The following is a 21,293-nucleotide window of genomic DNA, read 5'->3' as shown; positions in this document are numbered from 1 at the left end:
GAGAAGGCCGGGACAGGGGAAGAGGGACAAGGGAGAAGTGGGGTATGCCTGCCGTTGATGGCATTGAGTTCTCTTTTCTTTGGAATTAGCGAGTCCGCCGCGCTTCGCGCTTAGCAAGTCAGCGAGTTAGCAGAAAAAAACAGAACGGCCCGATTCCCAGGGAATCGGGCCGTTTTTCTGTGCCATTTCTGCTTATTTTTAGTTTGGCATAAAGCACCATAATGGAGCGCAAACCGGGCCAGGATTTTTGCTTAATGGAATCAACGAGTTAGAAAATATTTTGGTTCCCAGGGCTTGACAAGGGTTTTCCACAGGGACGACGGAAGAACTTGAAATGAGAGAACTGGCCGTATGGGCATCCCAGCTTTGTTCTTACTCTCTCCGCTCCCTCTCGTCTTTCTGTTGACAATCTACATATACTGCCGTCAATATGTAGAAGTTCTACAGGAGTGACGATGGGCGAGAACAAATCGGATGTTTTGCAGGGGACGCTGGACCTGATGGTGCTGAAGACGCTGGAGTCGATGGGTACACTGCATGGCTACGGCATTGCGCGGCGCATTGAGCAGGTGAGCGGCGACACGCTGAGCTTGAACCAGGGAACGATTTATCCGGCGCTGCTGCGACTGGAACAGCGCGGGTGGATTACGTCCGAGTGGGGCGTGAGCGAGACGAACCGGCGCGCGAAGTTTTATTCGCTGAGCAGGACGGGACGCAAGCAGTTGGTTCGCGAGACGGAAAACTGGGAACGCGTGGCGGCAACGATGGCACGGTTTCTCGACGTTGCTGGCAACTCTTCTAATTAGGAGGCTGCAATGGAGTGGCTACGCGTTTTGATGAGCCGGGTTTCTTCGTTGTTTTGGCGCGGGCGGTTGGATGCGGAACTGGATGAGGAGCTGCAGGCGCATGTTGAGCTTGCTGTTGCAGAGAATATGCGACGAGGGATGACCGCGGATGAGGCACACACGGCTGCGCTGCGCGATTTTGGAGGAGTAACACAAGCCCGCGAAAGTTATCGCATGCAGCGCGGCCTCCCATTCCTCGAAATTTTCCTGCGCGATCTGCACCTTGCTCTTCGTCAGCTACTCAAGTCGCCGGGGTTTGCTGTCACTGCAATCCTGACGGTCGCGCTAGGCGTTGGAGCCAACACGGCCATCTTCACGCTGGTGCATGCCGTTATGCTCAAGTCGCTGCCGGTTACCGAGCCAGAACGGATTTATCGTGTGGGCGATAACAATAAATGCTGCACGTGGAACGGCACGATGGATGACTGGAGCATTTATTCGTATGCGCTCTATTCGTATCTCCGCGACCATACGCCGGCGTTTGAAGAAGTGGCGGCGTTTTCGACGGTGAATCCTGCACTGAGCGTGCGGCGAAGCAACGCTGGAGCGCCAGAGAACGCCATGTCCAGTCACGTTGAGCCTGGCTATGCGCTGACCAGCGAGTTCGTCTCGGGAAATTACTTTTCCATGTTCGGGCTGCAGGCCTATGCAGGCAGGTTATTCTCCGCGGCGGACGATACACCCGGCGCTCCTCCGGCAGTTGTGATGAGTTATCACGCATGGCGGGAGCACTTCGGGAGCGATGCCTCTAATCTCGGCACCGTGGTTGTGAATGGGTCTCCATTCACTGTGGTGGGCATTGCACCGCCGGATTTTTTTGGAGACAGGCTCACGAATGATCCGCCTGATCTCTGGATTCCAATTAACCAGGAGCGGGTCATTCGGCCACACGACTCGTACCTGCATCTGCCGGATACACATTGGCTATACATGATGGGGCGCGCAGGAAATAACTTCGATCCTGCTGCGGTTCAGTCGCAGTTGACGCTTGAAATTCAGCAATGGCTGCGGGGCGAAGCCAATCTTTCCGCAAGCGACAAACGGGATATTCCCAGGCAGCGTGTTCGTCTCAGCCCCGGTGGCGGCGGCATTGCCGGGTTGAGGGATTACTACAGCAAAGGGCTCTACCTTCTGACTGCAATCTCTGCACTCGTGCTGCTGATTGCCTGCGCCAACCTGGCTAATCTGCTGCTGGTTCGTGAAGCGTCGCGGCGCCGACAGACACTCATCTGCGTGGCGCTTGGTGCGCCGCGCAGGCGCATTCTGCGTGCTGTACTCAGCGAAAGCATCCTGCTTGCCCTGCTCGGCGGAGTTGCCGGACTTCTGCTTGCATATCTTGGAACCCGCGCCATTCTTCTGCTTGCTTTCGGCGATATCAAGAACCTCCCTATCCCTGACACACCTTCGTTGCCGGTGGTTGCATTTGCTTTGGCTGTCTCCCTGGTCACCGGCATTGTCTTTGGAATCATTCCCGCATGGATGACCTCTCGATCTGACCCCGCTGATGCACTGCGCGGAACTCATCGAGCAACACGGGGACGGGTTTCGCTTTCGCAGAAGTCCCTGATTGTTGTGCAGGCCGCGCTGTCTCTTGTGCTGCTTACGCTGGGCGGCTTGTTAACGCGCAGCCTGAGCACCCTGGAAAGCCAGCCGCTGGGATTTGAAACGGACCACCGCGTGAGCGTTCACGTCTATCCGCAGACGGCTGGATATGAACCGGCTCGACTAGAGACTCTGTACCGGGAACTGAAGGAACGCCTCGGGCGGGTTCCTGGTGTACTTCAAGTGGGGCTGGCCTCCTATGGCCCGCAGGAAGGTTGCTGCTGGAACTCTGGCCTCAACTTTCAAGACCCTACCGCCGATGCAACACAAGGCAAGACAGCAAGCTGGCTGCGGACGAACGCTGATTATTTCCGCGTGTTGGGCACGCCGCTGATGCAAGGCCGCCTGATGCGAGAGCAGGACACGGCTACCTCTCCGCCTGTCGTTGTCGTCGATGAAGCGTTTGCACACAAGTTTTTTCCGAGCAGAGATCCAATTGGGCAGCATTTTGGCATGGGTGGCATTGCGGGACACGCGGCGGATTACGAGATTGTCGGCGTGGTGCGGAATGCTCAATACGACAGTGTGACCAATACACAGAATCCAATGTTCTTTCTGCCTCTCAACCAATCGATTCACTTCGCATCACCGAGCTACGAGCGCACAGAGATGGCTTCTCTGTATATAGGCGAAATCGAATTGCATGTAGCCGGAAATGCGTCAGGATCGGCGACCAACCTTGAGGCTGAGGTACGGCGCGCAATCGCAAGCATTGACCCGGATCTGATGGTCTTCCGCTTCCTCTCCGTAAAAGATCAGGTGGCGCTTACCTTCTCGCAACAGCGCTTGATTGCGCGGCTCACTGGACTATTCAGCCTGCTTGCGTTAGCCCTCGCCTCCGTTGGACTTTACGGTGTCACCGCCTACAGCGTGGCAGAGCGAACGGACGAAATCGGCATCCGCATGGCACTGGGAGCGGATCGCAGCCGTGTGATCTCGATGGTGATCAGAAGCTCGCTCATGCAGGTGGCAGTCGGGATTGTTGTCGGCGTTCCTTTTGCTTTGATTGGCGGCAACCTGATTGCCAGCCAACTTTACAAGACGAAGCCGTATGACCCAGCCGTGCTGATAGGCACAGTGCTGCTGCTTTGTATCAGTGCGCTGATTGCCGGATTCCTTCCGGCGCGGCGGGCTGCATCTGTTGATCCGATGCGCGCGTTGAGAACGGAATAGGAGACTTGCTATGGATTGGGTAAGCGTTTTGATGAGCCGGGTTTCTTCGTTGTTTCGGCGGAAGCAGCTTGATGCGGAGTTGGATGAGGAGCTGCGGGCGCATGTTGAGTTGGCGACTGCGGAGAATTTGCAGCGCGGGATGAATGCCGATGAGGCTCGTACGGCGGCGCTACGCGCGTTTGGCGGAGTGACCCAGACGCGGGAAGCATATCGCGTGCAGCGTGGGGTGCCGTGGCTGGAGCAGATTGTTCGCGATGTGCGGTTTGCTATGCGGCAGTTGTGGAAGTCGCCGGGGTTTACGGTGACGGCGATTCTTACGCTTGCGCTGGGGCTGGGTGCGAATACTGCGGTGTTTTCGCTTATCAATGCGCTGCTGCTGAGGCCGCTGCCGGTGCCGCATGCGGATGAGCTGGTTGTGCTGCGGGTGGATCGCGATGACCAGGGTGCGCGTGGAGCGGACTATACCTTCGGTACGCCGATGCTGCGTGCACTGGAGAAGCGGCACGATGTATTTCAGGAAGTCGCCGGGTTCACGGAGTTCCGCTCTTTTCTCGTTCGCGGAACAACCGGCAGTGTCAGTATTCCCGGCACGATTGTTAGCGGACAGTTTTTCAGCATGATGGAAACACAACCGCTGATGGGCAGGACGCTGACGCCAGCGGATGACCAGCAAGGTGGTGGGCCGGGTGGTTATGCTGCTGTCATTGGCGAGGATTTCTGGCGGACGTGGTTCAGCGGTGCGCCGGATGTGGTTGGCCGCAAGCTTACGATTGCCAATACGCCGTTTACAGTGGTGGGCGTGATGCCGCGAACATTTATTGGCGGCACCCAGATTGCGCGACCGGCAATCTATGTGCCGATGTGGGCGGAACCAGTTGTTGACGCACCTTATAACGCGATTGGCAATGGCCTGCATTCCTCGTGGTTCAGCACTCTTGCCCGCCGCAGGACAGGCGTTTCCCTGGAACAGACGAATGCCGCGATAGCCGCTGCTTCCAATTCCATTCTGGATGAAGTGTCTACGGGACATAACGCCTCCGACTGGACTGCGGATGCGCGCAAACATCATTTTCAACTTGCCGCGGAAGTGGGCACGAACGGCTTCTCGTTTCTTCGCGCTATGTTTGTAAAGCCGCTGATGGCGGTCTTTTGCCTGTGCTGCGCTATGTTACTGCTTTCCTGCCTGAACCTGGCCAGCCTGCTGATGGCTCGCGCGGCAGCACGAGAGCGCGAACTGGCAACGAGGCTCGCGATGGGCGCAACGCGCAGGCGGCTGATTCAACAACTCATGATCGAGAGCCTGCTGCTTGCGCTACTGGGAACAGCGGCAGGCTTGATTGCGGCACCGTTTGTCAGCGGCGTTTTGATCTCGATGCTTCTTCCGCACATACCCGGTTTTACATTCATGGTGGACACTTCGCTTGATGTGCGCGTGCTTTTCTTTGTTGCACTGACGGCGGTCGTATCCACTGCGCTGATTGGATTGATTCCCGCAGTACGTGCAACATCCAAGAATCTGAATGAGCAGATCAAATCCGGCTCTCAAGCAACAACCGTGCGCGAACGTCAACGGCTTTTGCCGCGCGCATTGATGGGACTGGAAGTTGCGCTTGCGCTGATTCTTGTGATTGGCGCGGGGCTGCTGGCTACAAGCCTGACGCGGCTCTACTCCACCGGGCTCGGCTTTGAACCGAAGGGTGTTGTCCACCTCAGTCTTGAAATGTCGAAGCAATCTCTTGACGACGATGCGCTGGTGCGCTGGTATCAGCAATTTGGTGACGCGCTTCAGCATCAGCCGGGAGTGGAGAATGTAAGCTTCGCTTTCGTTACTCCCATGAGCGGCAATGTATGGAGCGAAGATCTTCGCACTTCGACCAGTGGCGGCGATCGCGAGATATATGTCAACAGTGTTTCTCCTGATTATTTTCAGGCCATGCGTATCCCTATGCTCAATGGCCGCGACTTTCGATGGAACGACACTCTTGCCTCTGGACGCAAAATAATACTGAGCCAGACTGCGGCAAAGTATCTTTTTCCGAATGGCAATGCACTTGGGCAAACTGTGCTTGGCGACAAGAACAGGGCCTATGAAGTAGTCGCGGTTGTTAGCGATACGCGCTATGCGTCTATTCAAGAGGGCGCACGTGCAGAGGCATATTACCCAGTTACGCAGAATGGAGATCACAAACCCTCCTATACGGCTGTGATTCGCATGACAGGGCCAGCCGCACCTCTAGCTTCTGCCGCCCGGTCCCTGGTTGCGCGCATGGCGCCCGATGTTCCCGCGCCGGTGATGACCACTATGAGCAACGATCTTGATGCTTCTATTGGCGCGGAGCGGATGATGGCGATGCTGGCTGTGTTCTTTGCGGTGAGTGCGCTGCTGGTTACGGCGATTGGTTTGTATGGCACGCTGGCGTATGCGACGGCGCGAAGGACGAGTGAAATTGGGATTCGTATGGCGCTGGGGGCGCAGCGCGTGCAGGTTGTCGCGATGGTGTTTCGCGAGAATGCGTGGGTGGCTGTGTGCGGGTCGGTGCTGGGGCTGGGGATTGCGCTTGTGGCTTTCCGAGTGCTGGCTTCGTTTCTTTACAACACCTCGGTGCGCGATCCGTTTGTGTTGATTGGGTCGGTTGCGGCGCTGGTGTTGATTGCGAGTGCGGCTTCGTTGATTCCGGCGATTCGTGCGGCAAAGATTGAGCCGATTGCGGCGCTGCGGGCGGAGTAGGCTACGTGTATTCTGGAGGCGATGCGAGTCCCCACGCTTCGTTTTCTTGCAATCTTTCTTGCTTTCACGGCGGCCTTTGCGGGTGCGCAAACGAACTCCGTTACGCTGACGCCTGCGGTGGTGCAGGCCGGCGCGCCGGAGTTGATTCGCGTGCATGCGCCTGCGGGAACGCAGGCTGTGAGCGGCGAGTGGCTGGGAAAATCTTTCCCGTTTTTTGAGAAGGACGGTGAGTGGTTTGTGCTGGGTGGCGTGGATGTGGAGGGGGCCGTGGGCCCTTCTACTCTTCGGATTACTGCTCAGACGGTGAACGGGCCTGTTGATTTATCGCGAACGGTGGCGATTGAGGCGGCGCACTACCGGACGGGCTCGCTGACGGTAGCGCCGAAGTTTGTTTCGCCGGGGCCCGAGGAGTTGAAGGAGATTCAAGAAGCGAATGCGGCGAAGGCCAAGGCGTTTGCGGAGAGTGCGGAGCGTCCGCTGTGGGTGGGGGACTTTGTTGCTCCGGTGAAGGCGCAGGCTACGGATAGCTTTGGCACGCGGCGGATGTTTAACGGCAAGCTGGCGAGCATTCACAAGGGTGCGGATTTTCGCGCGGCGATGGGAACGGTGGTTCGTGCTTCCAATAGCGGCGTGGTGGTGCTGGCGCGGAAGCTTTATTACGAGGGCAACTGCGTGATTATTGATCACGGGATGGGGCTTTACACGGAGTCGATGCACTTCAGCCGCATTGAGGTGAAAGAGGGCCAGCATGTGAAGGCGGGCGATGTGCTGGGACTGAGCGGCGCTACGGGGCGTGTGACAGGGCCGCATCTGCATTGGGCGGTGCGGTGGCAGGGAGCGATGCTTGATCCGATTAAACTGCTGCACCTGGATTTGAGCGCGGTGCCTTAGCGGGTCAGCGCTTCTTCTTTTTCTTCTTCTGGAGCTAACAGCTCTGTTGCTTGTACAGCCAGCTTCTCTTCCCTTAACTGCCTGAAGGCGCGGTAGACGAAGGAGCCCATGTACCAGCCGTCGATGTACTTGTAGGGTGTTTCGCCGGTGGTGTAGTGGCCGCAGGGGAGCACGCGGGGCTCGAAGTTTACGCCGTATTGGCGGAAGGAATCGACTACCTGAAGCGAGTACTCACGTGGGAAGGTCAGGTCGTAATTGGCGTAGACGAGCAACACCTTTTTGTCGCGGCCACGCGACTCTTCACTCATGAACTTGCCGTAGTAATGCACGGGGCTGACGGCAGCCCAGAGGTTGCGGAGGCGCTGCTGTGTGAGGCCTGCCTGTTCGAGACCTGCGCGGATGTGACGTGTGCTTTGACCCGCCCAGACTACGTCTCCGAACGAGGTGGAGGCGTGGTTGAAGGCGTTGACGCGGATGCGTGCGTCATGCGCGCTGGCAAGGAAGGCGTAGCAGGAGCCGAGGCTGGTGCCGAGGACGCCGAAGTGCTGGTAGCCCTGCGATTCGAGCCAGTCGATGCAGCAGCGAATGTCTACGACAGCCTGACGGCAGGCGGAGAGCGTACGGCCAACGTTGGAGCTTACGGCGTAGTCGCTGCGCTCCAGCTCGGTGGGGCGGCGGATGTCGTGGTAGGGCTTGGAGAGGCGTAGCGCAGAGATACCCATCTTGTTGAAGATGGTGGCCAGCGCGTTGTGGCTGAAGGCGTCGGCATTCCACTGCGGCAGGATTACGATGGCCTGCTTGGGGCGCGTGGGGTCTTTGTGCGGTGGCGCGGGGAACCAGCGAGCGTTGACGAGGTCGTTTTCCGGATAGGGCGTGCGCTCGGGCGAGGTGAAGCGAAGGAATTGTGCGCGAGGAATTTCACCGTTTTCGGCCTGGCGCTTTAACTCGGCATCCTGTGCGAGGGTTTCAGGGCGCACGTTTGTGGGGAAGAGCTGCGGGAAGCGCTCTTCGAGGCGGAAGTCGGTGGGGCGCTCGTAACCGAAGAACTCGTCGCTGTGGCGGATAAGGATTTGGTTGATTTGTGTGAGGGCTGCTTCTGAGTCTGCGGGGTTTCCGCTTTCCGCGAGGCGAAGCTCTTCGCGGCCAAAGCCGTGGGATTCGAGAAAGGGGGCAATCCAGTCGAAGCCCCATTCGAGCGGACGCACGACGCGGTTCTCATCGCGTGTGGTCAGCTGCGTTTCCCACCGATACATCCAACGCGCATACCAATTGCTAAACATCTATCTTTAAGTTTATCAGCGCGGACGGAATTTATTGCGGCGTGAACGACGCAACAAAAGGCCCATGCGGCGAGGTTATGCCGGATGAGCCTTTGTCTGCAGGTGCGAGCCTGCAGGGCGGAGATGCGAAGTATGGTTCTGCTTCGTTTGCCTCCGTTAAACGCGTGCACAGGGATAGTGATGGAAGGACGGCTGGCGTGTCGCGTGAAGTAATGAGGCCCTAGCCTTTACGATGGTGGCATGAGCTCCTCCCCAGGCCCTGAGCAAACCGGCACGCTGCGTATTGGCTTTTTTGGCGGCAGCTTTGACCCACCACATTTTGGCCATTTGGCCGTGGCGCGGGCGGTACGCGAGGCGCTGCATCTGGACTGCGTGCTGTTTGCGCCGGTGGGCGCGCAGCCGTTGAAGCCGGGCGGGGCTAAGGCCTCATTTACAGATCGCGTGGAGATGACGCGGCTGGCGATTGCGGACGAAGCGGGGATGGATGTGTCGCTGCTGGATGCTCCGCAGGAGGATGGCGCGCCGAACTATACGCTTGATACGCTGCAGAAGTTGCGGGGCGAGCAGCCGGGAGCGCGGCTGTTTCTGATTCTTGGCGCGGATTCGTTTGCTTCGCTGCGTCACTGGCATGGAGCGGCGCAGATTCCCTTTGCGGCTACGCTGGTGATTGCGTCGAGGCCGGGGCAGTTTATCGGCAACCTTGCGCTGTATCTGCCGCCTTCGCTCAGCATTGCTCCGACTGAAAAGCGAGATGATGGTTCGGCGGAGATGCAGGTCTATTCGTTGAAGAATCCGTTTGGGGAAACGGCGGAGATTTACCTGCTGCCGGGACTGGATGTGCCGATAAGCGCATCAGAGATTCGCGAGCACCTGCATAACCACGTGGCGGCGGAGAATTCCCGGCTGATTCCGGATGCAGTGGCGGAGTATATTCGGCGGCATGGGCTTTACCAGTAGCTTTGCTGGTGAATAGCGGTCTTTGCGGGGCTGCGAAAGTGCTACGATGTAACGCGGAGAGGAAACAACGCACGCATGGCAATCACCCCCACATCGGAAACCCGCATTCTTGTTCAGGCAGCAGCCGCGGCCTGCGAAGACAAAAAAGGCACAGATACACGCATCCTGGAGCTTGACCCGGTGGATAGCGGGCTGGCGGATTTTATGCTCGTTACCTCCGCTTCCAACGACAGGCAGACGCTGGCGATTGCCGATGAGATTGAACTGAAGCTGAAGCGCGAGTTTGGCGTTTATGCGCGCTCAGTGGAAGGGCGGCGGCATGGGCAGTGGATTCTGCTGGATTACGTGGACTTTGTGGTGCACGTGTTCCTGGCGGAGCGGCGCGCCTTTTATGACATTGAGCGGCTGCGGAAGTCGGCGCGGCCGGTGTCTCCAGAAGAGTTTGAGGCGGAGCTGAAGGCTGCTACGAAAGCTGCGCGGGCTAAGGCGAAACCCGCAGCAAAGAAGGCAGCTCCGGCTAAGAAAGCTGCGAAGAAGGCTGTTGCGAAGAAAGTAACGGCTGTTAAGAAGGCTCCGGCTAAGAAGGCGGCAAAGAAAGCTACTGTAAAGAAGGCAGCGAAGAAGAAGTAAGCCTGGCTTTCGGTTAGTCGGCTGAAAACTGTACTGAACGCTGATTTGTGCAAACCAGAAGGGCGTCCGCTTAGCGGACGCCCTTCTGGTTTTTGCTGGTTGATTAGAAATCGATCTTGAGGCTGAACTCCGCGGTGCGAGGTCCGCCCTGATCGAAGGTTCCCTGGCCCGAGCCGCGCAAAGTGCGATTCATGTTCAGGTGATTTTGATCGTTCAAACCGTTCAGATAGTTATTGGACTGTAGTGTCTTCTGGCCCGCTGCCGTGCTGGGATCGACAGACGTGTCCGCCAATCCACTGAATAGGCTTTGGTTGTAGTTGGCCATATTGGTCACGTTATAGAAACTGACTTCCGGAGTAATAACAAGCCCTTCGCGGAAGCGCTTCAGGAAGTTGATCGGGTAGCTGAATCGGGCGTCCAGCGTACGGGTTGCCGGGTTCTGGATCGGCGTGGGGGCCTGCGCAGGCAGAAGTTTCTGGCCGACAGCGCCCAGATTGTAAAGCTGGCTTTGGGTCATCAGGCCAGCGCTCACGAGCGCCTGACCGGCCGGCGTAAGCTGGCCCGCGACGCTGCTGTTGTAGTTGTCGATCAACTGACCGAGCTTCTTGCCCTTCACCTCGTGCATGTAGGCACCGGGAAGCGTGCCAGGGAGCAGGTCACCCGTCGTTCCGTCACCGTCGAAGTCTGACTTGAAGATCGCACCGGCACTGGTTTGCACCCCATTGCCTGCCGCAAAGCCGATAGAGGGTGCCGTCAGGTTGGAAGGTGCAGCCGAGAAGAAGTGGCCCACCAGAGCGATCTGCGGCCCATACTTGACCGTGAAGCTGGTGGCAAGGCTCAGCATCTGCGTGTGGTCCTGACCATTGCGGCCAATGTACTTGTTAACGTAGTCGTTGTTGAACGCGCCGGAGCCACTGAAGAACTGGTTGCTGCCGCCGCTTGAGTTAGTGATGACCTGCGAGAGGTTGTAAGAAATCTGCATGTTGCTCTGGAGAATGCCAGGCAACGGATGCTGCTTCTGCTGCTGCACCACGACCTGCAGGGCATCGTAGGCCGATTTGCCGGCCGGCAGGATGAAGAGGCCCTTGCCCACGTTGTTGTTGGCACCGGCAAAGGCTGCGCCGTCGCTGTCAGCCGTGCCCGGACCGTAGTAGGCCGAAGACGGATAGCCTTGCGTGTATTGGCCAGCAGAGTCCAAGCCTTCGGCGGCGAAATCGTCAATGGTGCAGCCATTGGCAATCGCGCCTTCAATCGAAGTCGCACCACAATCATCCAGCGCGCGATTAATGGCGTTCCTAGCCGCTGTCACGTTCAGGTAGCGGGCCGCGCCCACGCGGTTGGTGTCGATGCTCAAAGGCACCTTCAACGTGGCGTTGTGGATGTAGTCAACATTGAGGATCAGGCCAGGCTTGATCTGGTACTGCACGCCACCATTTATCTGGATGGAGTACGGGGTTTTGTATGGACCGGCATAGGCGCTGCTGGCCTGCAGTGCGTCACCGTTCGCAAAGCCGATGAAGGAGGTGTTCGGCTGAGGAACCGCCGAAGCCGCCTTGTATTTGGCATCCAGCTTGGACATCAGAACTGTTGCATCTGCCACCGACCAGCTGAAGATAGTCGGCCAGTCATTGCAGCTTGAGTCACCGGCAGCGGGTGTGCAAACATCACCGGCATTGGTAAGGCCCTTGATGCCGATCGCATAACCCGGAAGGCTAAGACTGGTGTTGTTGTAGTGGATGGAACCATCGGCGAAACCGGGGAATTCCGCTGGGGAATTCTGGGCGCGAGCATTCGACTGGTTGTTGAAGAGGTTGCTTTCGTAGTAGATACCGATGCCACCGCGCAGTACGTACTTGTGCGCGCCGGGGCTGAAAGCCAGGCCAAGCTGCGGACCGAAGTTCGCATAAGGCTGGTTTGTCCGCTTGCCCAGACCCATGCCGGGTCCGAAGAAGTCAAACAGAGGCGTGCTCCCGTGAGCGCTGTCGCAGCCGTCAAACTGCAGGTCGGCATCCACTTGGCCGCAAGTTACAGTAGGCAGGTCTTGGTTGGCACGATCGGTATCCACGCTCCAACGAATGCCCGCAACAAGTGTCAGGTAAGGCTTCACCTTCCACGTGTCGCCAACATAGGCTGCCATGCGCCAGCTCTGGAAGGCGCCGCCGGGAAGGCCGAAGCCGGGCTTCTCGGAGAAGGAGCCGTTGCCGTTGCCGAGCACGAATTCATAGTTCTTCCAGCCGTAGAGCGGGTCTCCAGGGCACGAACCGTCGGCAGCGATGCCGCCAATTGGATTCGCAGTGGCACAGGTGCTCAGCTGGCGTTCTGGAAGGGTAGTGAGGAAGTAGGAGAGCATCGTGTCGTAGAAGGCTGCAAACCCGCCTTCCTGGATGCGAGAAATTTCACCACCGAACTTGATGCTGTGCGCGCCCTTGGTCCAGGTGCCGTCATAACGGAAATTCTTGCTGGACTGGTAGGTCTTCTGCGGAGACAGGTAGTTGCCGCCTGCGTCGAGCGAACCGTAAAGCTCAAACGGAACACCTAGCTGTGTAGCCGGGTTATAGACCGCATCTCCGAGCTGCTCCGTACCGTTGTTCATGTTATTGATGAACTTGAGGTAGCCGTAGCGGAACGAATGCGTGAAGCGGCCAGCCGTGATATCGGCGCCACCTACGATTGCCGGCACGTTGTCCTGATTCTGATAGATGCCATAAGGCGCCTGACCCGAGCCGTAACCGGCGTTATTGCTGTATGTTGCGCGAACAAAGTAGTGCACGCCCCAAGGACCGTTCCAGTCCAGGCGGCCCGTCGAGAAGGTGTCTTTGAAGGGGTCAGGAACCTGATTCCAATGGGTGTAAATGGCAGTAAAGTTGGAATTGCTTTGGGTGACCGGGCTGGAGTTCACCTGCTTGAGACGCTCTGCGCCGCCGAAGAAGAAGAGACGGTCCTTCAGAACCGGTCCGCCGATATAGCCGCCGAACTGATCGCGCTGGAAGGGAGCCGCATCGCCTGCCTCACCATTCGCACCGGCAAAGCCCGCACGTGCATCCTGGAAGATGCCGAAAGCGTTGCCGTGAATACGGTTAGTGCCCGTCTTGGTCACCATCAGCACCTGACCGGTGGAAGTGACTGAGCCCGAAACGTCCTGCGTGGAGCGATTCAACTGGAACTCACCGATGGCGCCTTCGGGAACGTTATAGACGACCGTGCCAACGGTTTCGTCCGAGATGTCCTGACCGTCAAGCAGGATACGGGTGGTACGGCCGTTCTGGCCGTTAACGCCGATAGCCGAATAGCCGGTCTTCGTGGGGTCAAAGCTCTGGCCGGACTGGAGGATGACACCGGGCTGAATCTGCGCGATGTCGAGAATGTTACGGCCGTTAATGGGCAGTGTGTTGATCTGATCCTGCGTAACGATGCCGGCCACGCCGATCTGCTCGGTGTTCACCTGCACATCGCCCGCGCTCACTTCCACAGTCTCGCCCGTGCTGCTGACCGTTAGCTTCACGTTGCCCGAGGTCACCGTGCCCGTCGCGACTACCGTCTTAACGACAGTGTGCGCAAAGCCCTGCGCCGCTACTGTGACGGTGTAGTTGCCCGGAATCAGCGGTCCCAAGCTGTACAGGCCAGCCGAGTCCGAGGTAAGCACACGCGAATAACCGGTGTCCGGACTGCTAATGGTAATTTTCGCGCCCGGAATGACGGCACCGCCCGGATCGGTGATAACGCCCTGAATCGATCCGCCGTTCTGTGAAATTGCCTGGCTGTACGCCGACCGCTGCATCAGCGGCGATGCTACCGTCAGCGAGAGTGCCACTCCGAGAATGGACACAGCGCTGCGAAACCGGAAAGCTCGCATGAATATTCCTCCAAATCTGTGGGAACAAAGGGCTAACCCCTTTATGGATTTAGCCTTGGTTCCTTGGGTCATCCTGAACGCTCCACCCGGGAAGGTGGAGCGTAAGTACTACAAATCAGCGCCTTAACAGCGCTTCCGCTCCGTCGTTCTTTTTTTGATCTTTCGTCTGATGTTGCCGTGTTTCTCCGTACGTGTAGCCACGCCCCCGAGGAGAACTGTGGACAACTCGACTGCATTGCTATTGCATGAGAGATGCCAAATTACCCTCTGCTAGCAAATTTCTTTCTCTTATTTGAAAACAAAAGATTTACCGCATATAAAAATTTCTTTATTTTCTTGGATTTATACGGAAAAATGTAGGTTGGTGCACAAATATCCACAATTTGCAAGCGCGGGCCTGCTTTCATGGCAAGTCCGGACCGGATTTTTACTGAGTCGTACTGTATTCTGCACTGCATGCAGTGGACGCTGGCACATATTGGAAACCGGCTGACGGCGAAGGACCCGTTTGAGGTGCTGACGCAGGATTGGCTGAAGCGGATTGGCGAGTTTGCGCGGGCGGAAACGACGGCATTCCGGTCGATTGAGGATCTGTTTGCCTCGGTTGCCGGAGTGAAGGGGCGGAAACCGGAGATTGTTCTGCTCGACAGCCGCGGGAAGGCGATGAGTTCGGAGAAGTTTGCGGAGTGGCTGGGAGGGCGGCGGGATGAAGGAGTGAGGCAGATTATTTTTGCCATTGGGCCGGCGAGCGGGTGGGACGAGGAGACGCGGGCAAAGGCGAATCTTTTGCTGTCGATGGGGCCGATGACCATGGCGCACTCGCTGGCGCGGGCCGTGCTGGCGGAACAGCTTTATCGCGCGTTTACGATTCTTTCGGGACACCCTTACCATACGGGACATTAAAAGGCAGGGTACAGGGTATGGGGTACAGAGTTTTAGATACACAGCGGAAGCTATAAAAGACAAAAGCTGTAAAAGACTGTATATATCCCGGGCCTCAAAGGCAAAGGGCCGGGGGACCCGATGTTTGTGGAACTGCATCCCACCCCTTGTTCCCTGTTCCTCTGCTTGCAGCCCGTATAATGTCCGAAGTATGTCCTGGTTTAAGCGCGAGAACGCTGATTTTGAACCTGCTCCTGCTCTGGATGGCGAAGATGCGGAGCGGCGTGTAAAAACAGATGGCCTTTGGGTGAAGTGCCTGGGTTGCCGGCAGGCAATTTGGAAGGCCGACCTTGAGGCGAATCTGAATGTGTGCCCGAAGTGCGGGCACCACTTTAAGATGGGTGCGCTGGCTCGCGTGGAGTCACTGCTGGAACCGGGCTATCAGCTTGTGGATCGTGGGCTACGCTCGACCGATCCGCTGAAGTTTACTGACATTAAGCCCTACAAGCTGCGGCTGGCGCAGGCTCAGAAGGCGACCGGGCTGGACGACGCGATAGTGAATGCGGTCGGCAAGCTGGGGTCGCATGAAGTTGTGCTGAGCGTGATGGAGTACTCGTTTGCCGGCGGCTCGATGGGCGTGGTGGTGGGCGAGACGATTGCCCGCGCGATTGACCGCTCACTGGCCGAGCAGAAGCCACTGATTATTGTTGCGGCGTCGGGTGGGGCGCGCATGCAGGAAGGTATTGCTTCGCTGATGCAGATGGCGAAGATTTCCTCCGGGCTGGCGGCGCTGGATGATGCTCGTGTTCCTTATATATGCCTGCTGACCGACCCTACCTTTGGCGGGGTTACGGCGAGCTATGCCATGCTGGGCGATTTGAATATTGCTGAGCCGGGCGCGCTGATTGGCTTTGCCGGGCCGCGTGTGATTGAGCAGACGATTCGCCAGAAGCTGCCGGAAGGGTTTCAGCGCTCGGAGTTCCTGCTTGAGAAGGGATTTCTGGATGCGGTGGTTTCTCGCAAGGAGCTGAAGGGCTATCTGGCGCGGGCGTTGGATTTTATGCAAGTGCCGGTTTAGGGACTAGGGACTAGGGACTAGGGACTAGGGACTAAATAAAGGCAAAACTACTGCTACGGCGAACGCATTTCTTGCTTACTCTTCTTATGGGCTAAGGGCCGCCTGATTTCTCAGGCGGCCCTTACTTTATTGGGAAATTCGCGGTTGAGGTATCCCGCAGGAAGGGGTATTTCTGTCGAAACACATGTAGAACGGGCGCTCCATTCGGAGCGCCCGTTCTGGTTTCACAAGCGATTGTGATTTAGAACTCCAAGCGGAGCGACAACTGCAGAACACGAGGCGAGCTATCCGTCCCGGTGATAGTACCGAACGGCACGCCGTTCGATTCCGTAATGTCGCTGTTCGACTGCGAAGGCAGAGAGAAGCTCGGATGGTTGGTAGAGTTGAAGGCGTCCGCGCGGAACTTCAGGTTGACCCTGTCCGACCAGACCGGGAAGGTCTTGCCGAGGCCGAGGTCGAGGTTAAAGTATCCGGGGCCACGCAGGTTGTTGCGGCCACCCATGTCAAAGCCCACAGGACCAGTGAAGGCTGCAATCGCTGCTGTCTGATCCTTGTAGATGTTGACGCGCGCACCATTGCCGCCGTTGACCTTCGCCCTGAGCAGCGAAGGATTGCCGGTGAGAATCGCCGGGGCATCGTTTGCATAGCTCGTCACAAACGCGCTGCCATTGGCGTTGTAGGCCTTGCCGCTGTGCCAGCTGGGAAGGCCGCTGAGGGACCAGCCGCCAACCACTTCATTGAGCCAGTAAGGAACGGACGAACCGATTTCGCGGCCACGGCCGAAGGGCAGCTCATAGATAAAGTTGCCGTTGAGGTAGTTGGTTACGTCAAAGGTGGAGTTTCCACGGCACTCGCGCGGGCGCTGGACATCGCAGATGAAGCCGTTGCCGTTGCTGGAGGCGATGGAGTTGGCAATGATCGACACGTTGTCAATGGAGTGCGACCAGGTGTAGTTCAGGTCGAACTGCAGTCCGTGACCTGCGTTCTTATGCAGGGTAACGAGCAGACCGTGATAGTTGGACGAACCCTTGTTGGTCCACACCGAGTTGCTGGCGAACTGCGAAGCCATACCGACGTTCGACGGCAGGTAGTTCGAGAGGTACTCGATTACGTCTGCAAAGTCGCCATAGTAGGGCAACGGGTCGAGGGCAGAGGCAACAAACGAAGTTGCACCCGAACCCATCATGTTTTCAAACCAGGGTTCCGGCTGAACATTGTTATAGTCGTCGCCGCTGTTGCGAAGCTGCGTGGTCAAACCAGCAAAGGCCTGGCCCATGGACTGGTTGGAACGTCCGGTGCTGTCCGGGAAGTCGAGCAACTGGCTGGAGTCCGCCGTGGCGAGGAGCCTGCGGCCCAGGCGGCCGTCGTAGTCCATCTTGAAGATGAAGCCCTGCGGGAACTCGTGCTGGAAGCCGAAGTTGAAGATGATGTTGTATGGCGTCTTCAGCTTGGTGTCCATCATGAGGTTGAACTGGCTGGTCTGGAGTCCGTAAGGCACACCGTCGGCATCGACGAAGGGCACGTTCGGCGTGGTGATCTTCGGAGTGGCCGGCACCGGCGGAGGAGAGTTCAGCCCGGCAAAACGCGGGGCGTTCTTAACCGTGGCATTGGCATCTCCGGAAGTTCCGTTGAGAAGCGTGTTGGCTGCCTCAAAGAGGTAGGAGGTCTGCAACTGCTGGAACTGCAGGGCGTTGATTTCCGAGTGGTCGTACAGGACGCCGCCACCGATGTGGAAGACCGACTTCTTGTCGAAGCTGGGGTTCCAGGACAAGGCCACGTGCGGAGCGAAGTTCTTGTTGTTGGGGTGGTAGTAGCTGTCCTGGTTGTTGGCCTTGCCACCGTAGATGAACTGGAAGTAGGGCAGCGAAGTAGGCGTGGTAATGCCGGCCTTGCTCTGCGCGAGACGGTCACCCCAGAAGGTATCCCAGCTAAAGTCTTCGGTCTTGCCGTTATCGTTGAGGTTGGTGATGGCCTGGCGTCCGCGCGTTTCATAAGGCACGGTGTAGTTCTGATAGCGCACGCCGTAGGTCAGGGTTAGATCCGGGCTCATCTTCCAAATGTCGTTGAAGTAGATTTCCGTCTCGTAATAGCGGTACTTGAGGTCGAGACCAGAGCCCATCGGCAGCTCTTTGCCGGTGTTGTCGTAGTTGAAGTTGGCGGTAACCACGGGGTTGACGCCGAGCGCGGTGGAGAAAGCGCGGTCCCAGTAGGTACGAACCGTACTGTTGTTCTGGATATCAGCCGGACGCAGGGACGGCTGACCGGCGGCGACTGCAAGGCTCGTCAGGTAGGTGTTGCCGGTTACGCCAATGGACGGCGAGTAGTAGTTTTCTGCTGCGAATTCATCCGGTGTATCCCATTTGAAGGTGCCGCCGAAGTTGAAGCTGTGGCGTCCCTTGACCCACGTAAAGTCATCACGGACGACGTCAATGGGGTAGGTGCGGTGCTGCGAGTTGCTGCCAGCCTTATACGGTCCATCCAAGCCAGCGAAGCTGTACTGATAGTCGCCCTGCGGGTTATAGACGATATCGAAGGAGTAATCCTCATGGATGATGCCGAACTGGGCCTGGTTAATCATGTTGTCGCTGATCTGCCAGTTGTGGCCCACGGTCCAGCGGTAGCTGCGGTCTACGGAGGGAGCCGTAACAGGGTCGCCAGGGAACTGGATGGAGCTCTGAATCGAATCACGGTGCTGTACTGTACCGACGCCAAAAAGCTTCATCTTGGATGTCATGTTCCAGTCCACGCGCTCGACGTAGGTGTTCTCTATGTATGGCTGCGGCGCGTTGAAGCGGTAACCGGCGGTGTTGATGTGGTCACCGTAGCCTCCCGTGAGGTCGTTCGCAATGGGGTAGCGCTTCTGGAAGAGCTGAATTTCCGCCTGATTCCAACCGATGTGAGCGGGGTCGAGGTTGGCAACCTGGGTGGGTGTCAGCGTGGTGGTGCCGCCAGTGCTGTTTTTGTACGCTACTTCACCACCGCGGAAGCCGGAGGTATCCGTGCCCATGGGAACGATGCGCTCGACGAGGCTGCTGATGGTGTCGCGACGGGCGTTCCAGTCGAAGAAGAAGGTAAGGCGGTTGCGCTTGATAGGGCCGCCGATGAAGGCGCCGTACTGGTTACGGATAAGAGGAGAACGCGGGGTACCAACGTTGTTGTTGAACCAGTCGTTCGCCGTCAGAGCCGCGTCACGGTGGTACTCAACCACGCCGCCGTGAAAGCTGTTGGTACCGCTGCGGGTAACCAGCTCATACTGACCACCGCCGCCCTGACCTGCGCTGGCAGTCTGGCCAGCCGTGGTGCCGCGGAACTCCTGCACGGAGTCAACCGGAGCAGCGCCCACGATGGCGCCGAAGGAGCCGGTTGCGTTGTCGTTGACTTCGAGGCCGTCCACGGTGACGTTGTTCTGGTCTGTACGGGCGCCGGTCACTGCGCCATCGAGGGTGACGCCGGGCTGCATGGTAAAGAGGGCTGACGGAGAATCGCGGACCTGGACGGGAAGGTCATTCAGGTACTGCACCTGGAAGTTGTTGCCGATGGTGGCGTCCGTGGTGTTCAGCGTGACGTCCTGATTGCTGGCCGAAACGGCAACCGACTCCTGCACCGAACCCGTCTTGAGGGTGATGTTCTGCGTACGCGTATTGGAGACGTTGAGATACATGCCATTAACGATGCCCGTCTCAAAGCCATCACGCGTAACGGTTTCCGTGTATCCGGGGCCGGGGGCCACGTTGGTAATCAGGTACGAACCCACGGAATTTGTGACTGCGGAGTACACGCGGCCCGTGGCGGGGTTTTTCAACTCCACCTTTGCACCGGGAACCACGGCGCCAGAGGCGTCCGTGACCACGCCCGTAATTGAAGATGTGTCCTGAGCGCTAAGATTTGCGGCGCCTAGTGTCACTCCAACCAAAACAATCAGCAGATGAGCAATTTTACGCATTACTGCAAGTCTCCTCTAAAACCTTTGAACATCATTTGGTGGTGCAATCAGGGACAGGGGAAATTTTCAACTCTGATTTTTCAACCCAGGCTCGTAGACGGGCTCTGGCTGTGATTCAGATTCTCAATTCCGCTCAATCGACGGAGGGTTTGTTGCAATTTTGTTACCAAAATTAAACATTAATTTATTCAATAAGTTACGTTAAAGGTCGTGATAATTGATCCCGTTTCCAGTAGTGCAATTCTAAAAATTGAATATTTTGCGGATTTGAGAATTTTATGCCTTGAGTGTGCAGCCTTCTCCTTATTTAGAGGCAGGAGCTGGTGTGGGAATCGGCGGAGGGCCAGTGCGGGGTCGTGGGGGTGGGGCGCTGGACGACGCGGTAGTCGAGGAGCTCGATTTCGGGGGAGAGGTAGGTGTCGCGGACTGGCTCGGGGCGGACCAGGTCGGTACTGAGGTACTTTTTGTTGTCGTCGGGGAAGACGGTGGCGGCGGTAGCGGAGGAGCCTAGCTGGTTTTGCGCCATAAGGGCTGCCAGGAAGTTGCAGCCGGAGGAGATGCCTACGGCCAAGCCGAGTTGGGCTGCGAGCTTTTGTGCCATGAGAATGGAGTCGCCGTCGGAGATGGGTAGAACGGGGTCGAGCTGGTCGAGGGCAACGATGGAGGGGATGAACTCGTCGGAGATGCCCTGGATGCGGTGGCTGCCGACTTTGTGGCCGGTGGTGAGCGTGGGGGACTCGGCTGGCTCGACGGGGTGGACGCGGGTGGTAAGGCCGCGGCTGCGGAGGCAGTGCAGGAGGCCCATGGCGGTGCCTCCGGTGCCGACGCCGGCGACGAAAGCGTCTGGGATGAGGCCGAGTGAAGCTAGCTGCTGGACGAGTTCCGGGCCGGTGGTGAGGGCATGGGCCTGCCAGTTGGCGGCGTTGGCGAATTGTTGCGGCAGGAAGCTTTGCGGCTGGCGGCGGGCATGGTCTTCTGTGAGGCGAATGCTGCCGAGGAAGCCGCCTTGTTCCCGGCTGACTAGCTCGATGCGGGCACCGTAGCTTTCCATCAGGCGGATGCGCTCGCGGCTCATCCAGTCGGGCATATAAGTGACAACCGAATGACCAAGGGCGCGGCCGAGGGCGGCGAAGGCGATGCCGGTGTTACCGCTGGTGGCTTCCATGATGGTGTCGCCGGGGCGGAGCAGTCCCTCTGCGTAGGCGTGGCGCAGGATGTGGAGCGCCATGCGGTCTTTGATGGAGCCGGTAAGGTTGAGGTGTTCAGCCTTGGCATAGAGGGTGCGCGTCTGGTTGCGGAAACGGCAGGTGATGGCGAGCAGGGGCGTGTTTCCAATTAGCTCCTGCATGGAGAGGAGGGTTTGCGGGATTTGCTGCGCCTTGGTTGCCATTGCTGCCTCGTTTCGTGGTGCTGATTTAAGGCTAGCGGGAA

At 57.9% G+C, this 21,293-nt stretch carries 13 protein-coding genes; 9 read left to right on the top strand and 4 right to left on the bottom strand.

What is annotated here, in order from left to right:
- Positions 1 to 455: 455 nt before the first annotated feature.
- Genes AC5S3R_RS18810 through AC5S3R_RS18795 form a run of 4 tightly spaced genes read left to right on the top strand, consistent with a single transcriptional unit; the run spans position 456 to position 7,239 of the window.
- Entirely contained in the window at positions 456 to 806 is a 351-nt protein-coding gene (locus tag AC5S3R_RS18810; RefSeq protein WP_494268715.1) for a PadR family transcriptional regulator, read from the top strand.
- 9 nt (positions 807 to 815) lie between these two features.
- The gene (locus AC5S3R_RS18805; RefSeq protein WP_494268714.1) at positions 816 to 3,620 is read left to right on the top strand and encodes an ABC transporter permease; all 2,805 of its coding nucleotides are present in this window, start codon (positions 816 to 818) and stop codon (positions 3,618 to 3,620) included.
- 10 nt (positions 3,621 to 3,630) lie between these two features.
- A complete protein-coding gene (locus AC5S3R_RS18800; protein WP_494268713.1) occupies positions 3,631 to 6,348 on the top strand; it encodes an ABC transporter permease in 2,718 nt (905 codons plus the stop codon).
- Between the two features lie 21 nt (positions 6,349 to 6,369).
- A complete protein-coding gene (locus AC5S3R_RS18795) occupies positions 6,370 to 7,239 on the top strand; it encodes a M23 family metallopeptidase (protein ID WP_494268712.1) in 870 nt (289 codons plus the stop codon).
- On the opposite strand, the gene AC5S3R_RS18790 is transcribed toward AC5S3R_RS18795, so the two are convergent.
- Positions 7,236 to 8,492, bottom strand: a complete 1,257-nt coding sequence (locus AC5S3R_RS18790) for an alpha/beta hydrolase family protein (protein WP_494268711.1) — start codon at positions 8,490 to 8,492, stop codon at positions 7,236 to 7,238. The genes AC5S3R_RS18795 and AC5S3R_RS18790 overlap by 4 nt on opposite strands.
- Before the next feature lie 68 nt (positions 8,493 to 8,560).
- On the opposite strand from AC5S3R_RS18790, the gene AC5S3R_RS18785 reads away from it, so the two are divergent.
- From AC5S3R_RS18785 to rsfS, 3 genes are all read left to right on the top strand, one after another.
- Entirely contained in the window at positions 8,561 to 8,743 is a 183-nt protein-coding gene (locus AC5S3R_RS18785) for a hypothetical protein (protein WP_494268710.1), read from the top strand.
- Positions 8,744 to 8,759: 16 nt separating this feature from the next.
- Positions 8,760 to 9,476, top strand: a complete 717-nt coding sequence (gene nadD, locus AC5S3R_RS18780; RefSeq protein ID WP_494268709.1) for a nicotinate (nicotinamide) nucleotide adenylyltransferase — start codon at positions 8,760 to 8,762, stop codon at positions 9,474 to 9,476.
- A 75-nt stretch (positions 9,477 to 9,551) separates the two neighbouring features.
- Positions 9,552 to 10,106: a ribosome silencing factor gene (rsfS, locus tag AC5S3R_RS18775; protein WP_494268708.1), complete on the top strand. Its 555-nt coding sequence runs from the start codon at positions 9,552 to 9,554 to the stop codon at positions 10,104 to 10,106.
- A gap of 103 nt (positions 10,107 to 10,209) precedes the next feature.
- Here the strand turns inward: rsfS and AC5S3R_RS18770 are convergent, their stop codons facing one another.
- Positions 10,210 to 13,959, bottom strand: a complete 3,750-nt coding sequence (locus tag AC5S3R_RS18770; protein ID WP_494268707.1) for a TonB-dependent receptor — start codon at positions 13,957 to 13,959, stop codon at positions 10,210 to 10,212.
- A 405-nt stretch (positions 13,960 to 14,364) separates the two neighbouring features.
- Here AC5S3R_RS18770 and AC5S3R_RS18765 point away from each other — a divergent pair, with 405 nt between their 5' ends.
- Together AC5S3R_RS18765 and accD are read left to right on the top strand one after the other, a co-directional pair.
- Entirely contained in the window at positions 14,365 to 14,862 is a 498-nt protein-coding gene (locus AC5S3R_RS18765; RefSeq protein ID WP_494268706.1) for a 23S rRNA (pseudouridine(1915)-N(3))-methyltransferase RlmH, read from the top strand.
- A gap of 190 nt (positions 14,863 to 15,052) precedes the next feature.
- Entirely contained in the window at positions 15,053 to 15,919 is an 867-nt protein-coding gene (gene accD / locus AC5S3R_RS18760; protein ID WP_494268704.1) for an acetyl-CoA carboxylase, carboxyltransferase subunit beta, read from the top strand.
- Between the two features lie 241 nt (positions 15,920 to 16,160).
- Here accD and AC5S3R_RS18755 read toward each other — a convergent pair whose 3' ends face one another.
- Positions 16,161 to 19,862 (bottom strand): carboxypeptidase-like regulatory domain-containing protein, encoded by a 3,702-nt coding sequence (locus AC5S3R_RS18755; RefSeq protein WP_494268703.1) that lies wholly within the window; start codon positions 19,860 to 19,862, stop codon positions 16,161 to 16,163.
- A gap of 307 nt (positions 19,863 to 20,169) precedes the next feature.
- Complete coding sequence (locus tag AC5S3R_RS18750; RefSeq protein ID WP_494268702.1) at positions 20,170 to 21,252, bottom strand: PLP-dependent cysteine synthase family protein; 1,083 nt, start codon at positions 21,250 to 21,252, stop codon at positions 20,170 to 20,172.
- Between the last annotated feature and the right edge of the window lie 41 nt (positions 21,253 to 21,293).

The sequence above is a fragment of the Occallatibacter sp. FHG110214_02 genome, from assembly GCF_059115385.1.
Note: the sequence above shows the minus strand (reverse complement) of the source record. Positions and strands in the feature narration are given on the sequence as shown.